The following is a 10,267-nucleotide window of genomic DNA, read 5'->3' on the forward strand; positions in this document are numbered from 1 at the left end:
CCGCGCTGAACGCCCTGCCCCGGCGTATCCGCCGGAGCCTGGCCGCCGTTTCCGGCGCTGCTTTGCTGTGGCTTGTCCTGGCCATTCAATTGTTCGTCAACGTGGATCCGCTGACCGTGCACCGCACGGACGCCGTGATCATGCTGGGCGGAGCTGCGTCCGAGCGGTTGCCGGTGGCGCAGCGGATGCAGCGCGAGCTCAATGTGCCCCTGCTGGTGCTGTCCCACACGGACACCCAGGGCAACGCCGCTGCCGACGGCATCTGTAACTCGGCGACGTTCCCCAATCCGGGACTGGTGTGTTTCCGCCCCACCGGCATGGATACCCGCAGTGAAGCGGACATCATTGCGGAACTCGCCGGCGCCAACGGCTGGACGTCCGTGACGGTGGTGACGTCCAGCTACCACGTCACCAGGGCCGGGCGACTGATCGGCCAATGCACCGCGGCGGAGGTGCAGATGGTCGCCTCCCACCCAGCACTGAGTCCGGGGCAGTGGCTGCGCCGGTTCATCATCGAAACGGGGGGCCTGATTGATGCGTCCCTGCGGCCGGAATGCGCGGATCAGAGGACGGGAATGTAAGAATTGGAGGCGACCAGGCTGAGACCCTCAGCCAGCTGACCATGTATTAGGGCGAGGAGGACAAGCTGTTGGACGATCCTGCCGGCGATGTTCCCCGCCTCGTCGCGGCCCCACGCCACCTGAAGCGCCGGACCTTCCACGGGGAAATTCCGGACACGCTCCTGGTTCCGGACGTGGAGCCTGCTCCGCTGGCCCAGCGGAGCGCAGCGCCGGCCAAGCGGGCCGCCGAGTTGAATCCCGACGACGGGGAAGCCGCCTACCGCCGCAAGCGCCTGGCGGCCCTGGTCGCGGTCATTTTCGTGGCCGTCAGCGTGCCCGCCCTGGTCATCGCCCTCCTGCTCCTGGGGTAACCGGCTGCCGGGTAATCCTGCCAAACCACCGCCGCGTCTCCTTGGGGGAAATCCATGCACAGCATCATGCCGATCTTCGGCACCAGGCCGGAGGCCATCAAAATGGCGCCGGTGATCAACGCCCTGGAAGAGTCGCCGCACTTCCGCTGCATCGTCACGGTGACAGGCCAGCACCGGGAAATGCTGGACCAGGTCAACGAGCTTTTCGGGATCGTGCCGGACCACGACCTCAACATCCTCCAGCATGGGCAGTCCCTGTCCGCCATCCTGACCCGGACCGTCGACGGCCTGGAAACCCTGTTCGCCCACACGCGGCCGGACGCCGTCGTCGTCCAGGGTGACACCACTACGTCCACCGCCGCCGCCATTGCCGCTTTTTACCATGGCATTCCCGTCGTGCACGTCGAAGCAGGACTTCGAAGCGGCGATCTGCACTCCCCGTTCCCGGAAGAGGCGAACCGCAAGATCACCAGTCAGATCGCCAGCCTTCACCTGGCGCCCACAAGCGTCAGCGAAGCCAACCTCATTGCCGAGGGGATCAACCCGGACGACGTCGTCATCACGGGCAACTCCGTCATCGACGCCCTCCTGGCGACCGTAGGCAAGGAAGTTCCCTTCACTGACCCCAGGCTCGAGGAACTGGCGGCCGGCGGCCGGAACGTCCTCCTGGTCACGACTCACCGCCGCGAGAACCAGGGCGATGCCATGCGGGGCATGGGGCGGGCCCTCGCCCGGATAGCCGACGCCGAACCCGGGCTGGTGATAGTGCTGCCGGCCCACAAGAACCCGGTGGTGCGCGAAGCACTGCTGCCTCTGCTGGAGGGCAAGGCCAACATCATAGTGACTGAGCCGCTCCCCTATGGCGAATTCACCCGGCTGCTGTCCCTGGCACGCTTCGTGCTCACGGATTCCGGTGGCGTCCAGGAGGAAGCTCCCAGCCTGGGCAAGCCGGTGCTGGTAATGCGGGAAAACACCGAACGTCCGGAAGCTGTCGCGGCGGGGACCGTCGCCCTCATCGGCACGGACGAGGAGCGGATTGTCGCCGAGGTGACACGCCTGCTCAAGGACGCAGACCACTTCGCGGCCATGGCGAACGCGGTCAACCCCTATGGCGACGGTAAGGCGGCCGCCCGGACCGTGGCGGCGATTGCCGAACTGCTCGGCGTCGGATTCCGCATCGGCGCGTTCACCGGCGGTTAAGCCCCCAACGGTCTATGATTCGGTCCCCCTCTGCGGCGAAGGTGAACAGAGCCTTAACATAAGGTTGCTGGCTTTCTTGGGTTGACCGGCACTTGCCGCTATGATGAGTGTCGGGGATGCGCCCCTCAGCCGGTTTTGCGGTGTGTAAGGGGCCCGCTCGAGTGATGCTACGGCTCGCCGCTCCCATCCGAAGGATCACTCGTCGAAGAGGAAAAACACATGAAAATCCAGGCTGTAATTCTTGCTGCCGGAATGGGAACGCGCTTGGCGCGCCCGCACCCGAAGCCCATGACAGAGCTCAGTGATGGCAGGACCATCATGCACCAGCAGGTCCAGAACCTGCAGAACAAGTTTGGCAAGAAGCTGCGGCTCACCATTGCCGTGGGCTTCAAGCTCGAAATGATCCTCGAACACGTACCCAACGCGTCCTTTGTGTACAACGAGAACTTCGACCAGACGAACACCTCCAAAAGCCTCCTGAAGGCCATCCGCAACTCCGCCACGGGCGGCGTCCTGTGGATGAACGGGGACGTCGTGTTCGACCCGGACATTCTCGAAATGCTGATGCCCTACATCAAGCGCGACGAATCCTTCATCACCGTCGACGTTTCCTCGGTGTCGGATGAGGAAGTCAAGTACACCACCGATGCCGACGGCAAGATCCTGGAACTCTCCAAGATTGTCCCGGCCGACGTGGCCCATGGTGAGGCTGTCGGCATCAACTACGTCAGCTCGAAGGACAAGAAGAAGCTCCTCAAGCGGCTGATTGAAGTCGACGACCAGGACTACTTCGAAAAGGCCATCGAGCTGACCATCAAGCAGGATGACCTCAAATGGACTCCCGTGGACATCAGCGAGTTCTACGCCGTCGAAGTGGACTTCCCGGACGACCTGGTCCGGGCCAACGCCAGCATCTAGGGCGACCCGCAGATCATCCGGTGCCCGCACGCCATTGACCGTGCCGGACGCCATTGCCCAGCCGACCGCAACAGCAAAGGGCCACACCAGCAAGTGCGACAGCAGGGCAGGAAGCACGTATCCCGGCGGGACGCCATCCGGTGGTCAATCACCGGCGCGACCGGAGCGACCCTGCTGGGGCTGTCGGACTCCACAGGTATCGCCGGTCCGGGAACGGGTGCCCCCAACACGCCGGCCCCGGCGACACCCCTGACGACCCTGGACGCCACGGTCATCCTCGGGCCGCTGCGGGTGCCTCACCGGCCCTACCGGCGGCTCGCCTCCGGTCCGGGTCTTCCGGCACTACTCCGCGAAGACCTGTGCACCCGCAACGGCAATGCCGACGCCCCGCGGACGGGCCTGGCCGCATGGGGTCACCTGACAGACACGCACGTGCTCGACGCCGCCAACCCGGGCCGGCTGTCCTTTTTTTGGCAGTACTTCGATTTCACGGACGGCTATCCGCCCTCCGGGCTGTTCCGCCCGCAAGACCTGCTCACCGTTCATGTGCTGGACGCAATGGTCCGGAAGCTCAACGCCGTCGGGCGCGGACCCGTGAGTCAGCGACGCCTGGATTGCCTCGTGACGACGGGGGACCTCACCAACTCGTTTGCGCTCAGCGAACTGTCCGCCGCGGTTGGCGTGTTCAAGGGCGTCCCCGTAAGCTCGCACCCCACCGCAAGGTATGAGGGCATTCAGGATCATGGCCCGGCTCCGCTGGAACTGTCCCAAAATATCTGGCACCCCGGGCCGGAATCCCCGCTCGCACCCCCGGACGACTGGAAAGCCGTTTACGGTTATCCCACCGTTCCGGGGCTCCTCGAGGCGGCAATCCGGCCGGTGAGCGCAGCAGGCTCGGACTTTCCCTGTTATTTCGGCTTCGGAAACCACGATGAAGCCGGGCGTGAGGTGGCGGATCCCATACCAGCGAAGACCGCCTTCGTCGACACCCTCCGGACCGGAGACACACTTCCCATGCGGCTGCCGGCCGGTCTGGACGAACCGGATTTCTGGGATGAAATCATCAGTTCCAGTGCGGACGACCGCCGGGCCATCATCGCGTCCATGCCTTCGCGAACGGTGGGCGCTTCCAAGCTCCGCCGCGAGTTCAGCAAGGCCGAGTTCATGGACTCCCTGCCGGAGTTTGACCGGCGCGACGAGGCTGTCCCCCGCGCTGGCCAGGGCCCCGAGGCCCGGCTGTACTACACGTTCGACATCTCGCCGCAGGTGATGGGCATCATGCTGAACACGGCGAGCCCGGACGGCGGCGCCGTGGCAGTATTGGACGCCGCCCAGGCGGCCTGGCTGGAAGAGCAGCTCGAGCGTGTTTCCGGCAAGTCATACGACGCGAAAGGCGATCTCAGCACAAAGAATGTTGAGGATCGCCTGGTGGTCCTGTTCAGCCATCATCCGCTGTCCTACTTTGACGAGGTCACGGTTTCGTCCGAGGGCGGCGACCCGCCCTTGAACCTCACCGCCGTCCTGGAACTCGTCTCCCGGTTTCCCAATGTGGTGGTATGGCTCAATGGCCACAGCCACAAGCACCGGGTGACGCCGTACAAAACGAACCGCGAATACGGTGGATTCTGGGAAATCACGACGGCGTCGCTCATCGACTATCCGCAGCAATCGCGGGTGGTTGAACTCCTGGACAACGGAGACGGCACGTTGTCGGTTGTTGCGACCCTGGTGGACCATTCGGCCCCGGAGAGCGTGTTCCATGAAGGTATCCAGAGCCCGGCGTCCATGGCTGCATTGAGCCTGGAACTCGTCCTAAACAGACCGGGCCTCGAAAGCGCAGAGGTGATCGGGAGCGCCGCCGATCAGAACGTTGAGCTGGTGGTGAGGAAACCATTTTGACGGAGCCCCACGACGGGGCCGCCCCGGGACGACCGCCCATATTGCCAGGGCGTGCAGAGCGCTGCCGCCGCGGGTGGGCGCCGCAACCAGCCCCACCATTGACTTGCAACACATGATGAAGAAGACCGCCGGTTGAAACAGACGAGGGAAGCGAATCCAAGAATGCAAGGTCCCAAGCAGAGCCAAGCAATAGCCGCGTTAAAAGCTGCCGCGGAGAGGAATCTCCGGAGGGTGTGGCGGGCATTGCCCGCGGAGCAGCGAAAGCAGATCCGGAAAGTGGCGCACCCGGCCAATCTGGCAAAGCTCCAGCGGGCAGCCGCCGCCAAGCCCGTTGCACCCCTGCAGCGGCCCCAGCTTTCCGTTGTCGTCCTGCTGACCGACGACGCCGGCGATCCGGTTGCGACGCTGCGCAGCCTGGTGGGCCAGGAGCCCGGCGCCATGGAAATGATCGTCGTGGATACCTCCCTGGCCGGGCTGGGCCGCGGGCAGGTCGAGGCGTTTGCGAAACGGGACCGGCGGGTCAAATACCTCGCCCTTGCCGGCGCCGCAGAACCGGCAGCCCGTGGCCTTGCCGTCACGCAAAGCCGCGCCCCCTACCTGATGTTCCTCACTGCCGGGGACGTGGCCGAAAAGGCCAGCCTGGATCCCCTGTTCCGGTCCCTTCAAAAGACCGGTTCGTCCTTCGCCGTCGGCATGACCGGAATTCTCAAGGGCAAGGCCAGCACCACGCCGGTATGGCAGCGGGACATCCATGCCGAACCGCGGCCGGCCGCGGCCCTTTCGGAAGTTCCGGGGATTCTGCGTGACGGCGCCCTCGTCAACAAGGTTTTCCGGCGGGATTTCTGGATGTCGGCAACCGCCAACATCGCCCTGGAGCGGGAGCACTGGCAGTACGAAGCGGTTCCCACCCTTTACTCCCGGGCGGAGTCCTTCGACATCCTCGATCTCAAGGTCGTGACTACTTCAGCGGACGCTTCCGTCCGACCGGCGGCGCGGGAGCAGCTCTGCCAACTGCCGTTCCTGGCGGACCGGCTTGGCCGGCTCGAGTCCCTCGCCGCCGAAGTGCGCCCCATGCTGAGCCCGGAAGTCTACCGGCGGGTGCTTTCCCAGGAGCTGGGCAACGGCCTCTTCCGCTTCTACGAGGTAGTTCCGCGCACCGATCAGGTCTTCTGGGACACACTGCACACCACGGTGCGCCGCCTGAGCGACGGCCTGGAGCTGGACTGGGAGGGCATCAGAATCCACAACCGGCTGATCCTCTCGGCAGTCCTCGCGGACCGGCGCGAGGACGTCGTCCGTATCTGCAACCACCGGAGCGACTACAGTTCCAGCTTCCCCACCCAGGTCACCGGTTCCGCACTGCTGGCGCAGCCGCGGTACCTGGCGGAACTTTCCGGCTACGACCCGGAACTCCTGCCGTGCCGCGAGATCGACCTTCGCCTGGTCAGCAAGCTGACACACTTCGCCTGGCAGCCCGACGGCCAACTCGAAATCGGTGGTCACGCGTACATCTCATCCGTGGATCCCGTCGAGGGAAACCTCACCATCCGGGCTTCCCTGGTCAGCGCTGACGGCGCGCAAACCCTCCCGTTGGCAGTGCAGCGCCACACGGACAAGTCCATCGACTGGGAATCCAACGACAACTGGACCTCCTACGCCGAAGCCGGTTTCAGCGCCGTCATTGACCCGGCCCTCATGCTGGAAGGCCACGGGGCCGACGGCCCCGCCGATTGGCACGTGCTGCTGACCGCCACTGCCGGCGGCAGGACTCTCGAGGCGCCGTTGACGCGCCGTGACCTCAACGGTTCCACTGGCTCATTGCCCGTGGGCCCCCTGCTGGACACCTCCCGGCTGGCCGTGGAGATGCGCCCTGCCACGACCGGACTGACCTTTGTTCCCGTCACGCCGTTGTACGTGGCCACCTCGCTGGAACTAACCGGACGGACCCTGACGCTGAGGGTTGCAGCGAACTCCGCCCCGGTTGCCGCAAAAGTTTCCATCGAAAACGTCAAGTTCGGAATCCGCGAGACGGCGACCTGCCTGCGGGTGGACGGCGCTGAGGCAGTCTACGCCGTCGAGGTGCCAGCCCTGGGGGCCGGCGCAGCCACGACCAGCGAGTATGAATGGCGGCTGCGGATGGACAGCGGTTTCAAGACCCCGCAGCCGGTGGCGTGGCCGGAAGGTTCTTCGGAGCTGGAGTCCCGTTCCGACCAGACCCGAAGCCTCAGGCTGGGCCTGTCGGGATACGGGTTCGTGACCGTGAAGGAGCGCAGGACCCGCGTCATTGCCTCCTCCGTCGAGGTGTCAGCCGATCAGCGCACCCTGCGGATCGAGGGCACCGCGGACCTACCGGTCATCCATGCTCCCCGCTTTGTCCTCTCCAGCGGGAAGGCGGTCATCCCCGCGACGGACGTTGCGCTGACGGTCCGCACCAACGACGGGAGCAACGCGTTCACCGCCGATTTCCTGCTGCCCCAGAACCCGTGGGACGGCGAGGAAGTGATGCCGGAGGCCGGCGCGTACAGTGTGCGCTTCGTCCCCCCGGGAGTCGCAGACCACCAGGGGTACTGGTTCCCGGCGTCGTCCGGGCTTCAAGCGCAGATGCCCCGCCGGATAGCGGCGGACCGGCTGGAGGTCGGCGTCAGCCGCACCCCCAAGAACGCTGCCCTGACCATCCACCTGAGGCCCCCGTTGGTGGCAGACGAGGTGGGAAGGTTTGGCCAGCAGCAAATGCGCACCCCGGTGACGGTGGGCGGGGACGCTGAACTCAAGGACGCCATTCTGTTCATGTGCTTCGGTGGCCGTCGCGCCACGGACAGCCCGCGGCGGCTGCTGGAGGAGTTCCAGCGCCGGGGAAGCCAGTGGCCGATGTACTGGGCGGTCGCCGATTTCTCGGTGCCGGTCCCGGCAGGAGCCGAGCCGGTGCTGATTGGGTCCCGCAGGTGGTACCAGTTGCTCACCGAGTCCCGGATCCTGATCAACAACAACAACTTCCCGTTCTACTTCCGCAAGCGCGAGGGACAGGTCTACATCCAGACCTGGCACGGCACTCCGCTGAAGAAGCTCGGCAACGACGTCGCCCGGACGAACTTCTCACTCTCCTACTGGAACCTGATGTGGCGCGAAGCAGAGTATTGGGATGCGCTCCTGGCGCAGAACGACTACGCCGCAGGGGTCCTGGCCAAGTGCTTCGGATTCGACGGGCGTGTTGTCGCCGAGGGCTATCCCCGCAATGACAGCCTTACCCGGGAGCGGATGGACGAGGACCGGCCCGCCATCCGCCGCAGGCTCGGAATTCCCGAAGGTAAGACGGCGATTCTCTATGCGCCCACCTGGCGCGACGACGCCAAGAACGCCTCGCGGCAATACGAGATGGTCACGTACCTCGATTTCGAGAAGGCCCAGCAGCAGCTTGGCGACGACTACGTTCTGCTGCTCCGCGGACACCACAACATTGCCGGCCAGCGGCAGACGGCGGCCAACGAGTTCGTCATCGATGTGACCGAGTACCCGGAGGTCAATGACCTCTACACGGCCGCCGACATCCTGGTCAACGATTATTCGTCGGTGATGTTCGACTTCTGCGTGACGGGTAAACCGATCATCTTCCTGACCCCGGATATCGCCCAGTACCGCGACGAGACCCGCGGCTTCTACTTCGATCTGGAAGAAAAGGCGCCGGGCCCGCTGCACAACACCACCGAGGAAGTCGTGCGGTCCATCAAGAACATCTCCTCGGTTTCCCGCCGTTACGAGCCCAGGTATGCGGCGTTTGTCGACATGTTTGCGCCTTACTGCGACGGGAACGCCACGGGCCGCGTCTTCGACGCGCTCTGGCCCGACCGCGCGAACACCGGCCACATGCCGTCCGCCGGCTAGACGGGTGATCCTGCCATCCCGGGGATGGCGGTAAGGGACACAAAGACAACAGCTGTGGCCGCCTCGGGCGACCACAGCTGTTCTCTTTAATGCCTTCCGGGAAGGAGCCCCCGGCCGTCTGCACCTTATGTCAGGGCAGCCCCACGGTCGCCACAACCATGTTGTGGTCAGAAGGGATGATTCCGACGAAGTTGCCAGCACTGTCGAGGTTCGCCACGGTTTCCCACTGCGCTACCCGCATCTTCGACGTCAGGATGTAGTCGATGTAGGAGCCGTTTGCCGTCTTGTCGTCCGTGGCCGGTGCAAGGGTGGCAAAACCGTTCCAGCTGTCAAGGTACGTGTTGATCCGTTTCTCGGCAGTGGCGGCCATGCTCGGGAAGTCCTGCCAGTAGTCATTGCCCAGCGGATCGATAAGTCCGAAGCTGGTGAACACGTCGTAGGGAGCATTGGTCGGTTTTTGCCACTTGCTCGAATTCAGGTCTCCCGTCATCAGGACCGGCAGACCGGCCGTGTTTTCCTGTTTGATGACGCTGACGATTGTCTCCGCCTGCAGCTTCCGGAGCTCGTAGAACCCGTCGGCTTTGCTGGTGGACAGGTGCGTGTCTCCGACGAAGAAGAGTTTTCCGGTGGATTTCTGCTTTGCTATGGCCCACGTGAAGAACCGGGGGTTTTCGGGGACGCTGGCCAGCGGAAGTGCTTTGGCTCCCGTTTTCACCAGTTCGACGGTCGCCGGGTTGTAGAAGATCCGGGCACCGTTCGATGCGCCCTGGTCTGCGTAGACACAATTTGTGGGGGTCGTGGAGTCGACGCAGTTGTTGCGCTTGTTGTTGCTGATCGCGTACTTGGCTCCGGCGTCGTTGAGCCGCTGCAGCAGATCCTCAAACTGGGAGAGCCCGCCCGTCTGGCCGGGCTCGTTGAGCCAGCCTTGGGAAGCCTCCTGGATGCCGATAACGTCCGGCATCCGTGACTTGATGTTGGCCACGACGGCGCCGCGCCGCTCGGACCAGGGCAGGGCGTTGGGGTTGGTGTCGCTTTCGGGCGCGCAGTTCGCGCACATCACGTTGTAGCTTGCCACCGTCAATGGGTTGCTGAGGGCGGGCGGGGCAGGCGGCTCCGCCTTGGTGGCCAGGACCAGCGCCGGCGTGTACGCGCTGAGGCTGGTTCCGGCCTCGTCGATCACCCTGACTTTGAAATAGTAGGTGGTGACGGAGCTCAGCCCGCGCAGTTCAGCGGTGTTAATTCCGTAGTAGCGGTGCCACTCGGCATCGGACATATCGGCCTTGGTGGCAACTGCCACCCGGTAGCCCGGGGCATTGGGGACGGCGTTCCATGCCAAGTTAACGGTCCGGTAGGTGGACGTGCCGGTGAATCCCGTGGGAGTTGTAATTGCATCAACAGGGGTGGTGAACGTCACGGCAGGGGAATAGGCGGTGAGGTTTT

Annotated in this window: 7 protein-coding genes; 6 read left to right on the top strand and 1 reads right to left on the bottom strand. The window is 64.5% G+C overall.

What is annotated here, in order from left to right; all coding sequences use genetic code 11:
* The 6 genes from BJQ90_RS13700 to BJQ90_RS22745 form a co-directional block, all read left to right on the top strand.
* Positions 1 to 581: YdcF family protein (locus BJQ90_RS13700; protein ID WP_226760799.1), on the top strand; the 581-nt coding region annotated here is incomplete at its 5' end.
* Between the two features lie 68 nt (positions 582 to 649).
* Complete coding sequence (locus tag BJQ90_RS13705) at positions 650 to 931, top strand: hypothetical protein (RefSeq protein WP_226760800.1); 282 nt, start codon at positions 650 to 652, stop codon at positions 929 to 931.
* A gap of 54 nt (positions 932 to 985) precedes the next feature.
* A complete protein-coding gene (gene wecB / locus BJQ90_RS13710) occupies positions 986 to 2,131 on the top strand; it encodes a non-hydrolyzing UDP-N-acetylglucosamine 2-epimerase (RefSeq protein WP_226760801.1) in 1,146 nt (381 codons plus the stop codon).
* Positions 2,132 to 2,350: 219 nt separating this feature from the next.
* Complete coding sequence (locus BJQ90_RS13715) at positions 2,351 to 3,049, top strand: NTP transferase domain-containing protein (protein WP_226760802.1); 699 nt, start codon at positions 2,351 to 2,353, stop codon at positions 3,047 to 3,049.
* 93 nt (positions 3,050 to 3,142) lie between these two features.
* The gene (locus BJQ90_RS13720; protein WP_226760803.1) at positions 3,143 to 4,948 is read left to right on the top strand and encodes a metallophosphoesterase family protein; all 1,806 of its coding nucleotides are present in this window, start codon (positions 3,143 to 3,145) and stop codon (positions 4,946 to 4,948) included.
* Between the two features lie 276 nt (positions 4,949 to 5,224).
* Positions 5,225 to 8,827, top strand: a complete 3,603-nt coding sequence (locus BJQ90_RS22745) for a CDP-glycerol glycerophosphotransferase family protein (RefSeq protein ID WP_226760804.1) — start codon at positions 5,225 to 5,227, stop codon at positions 8,825 to 8,827.
* Between the two features lie 130 nt (positions 8,828 to 8,957).
* Here the strand turns inward: BJQ90_RS22745 and BJQ90_RS13730 are convergent.
* A partial coding sequence (locus tag BJQ90_RS13730; protein ID WP_226760805.1) for an endonuclease/exonuclease/phosphatase family protein occupies positions 8,958 to 10,267 on the bottom strand: 1,310 nt, incomplete at its 5' end.

The organism is Arthrobacter sp. SO3, from assembly GCF_020532825.1.
In the GTDB taxonomy this organism is placed as follows: domain Bacteria; phylum Actinomycetota; class Actinomycetes; order Actinomycetales; family Micrococcaceae; genus Arthrobacter.

What these genes read in the sequence shown, in the direction of transcription:
- BJQ90_RS13715 (WP_226760802.1), top strand. Translation starts at nt 2,351, where the DNA reads ATGAAAATCCAGGCTGTAATTCTTGCTGCCGGAATGGGAACGCGCTTG.
- wecB (WP_226760801.1), top strand. Translation starts at nt 986, where the DNA reads ATGCACAGCATCATGCCGATCTTCGGCACCAGGCCGGAGGCCATCAAA.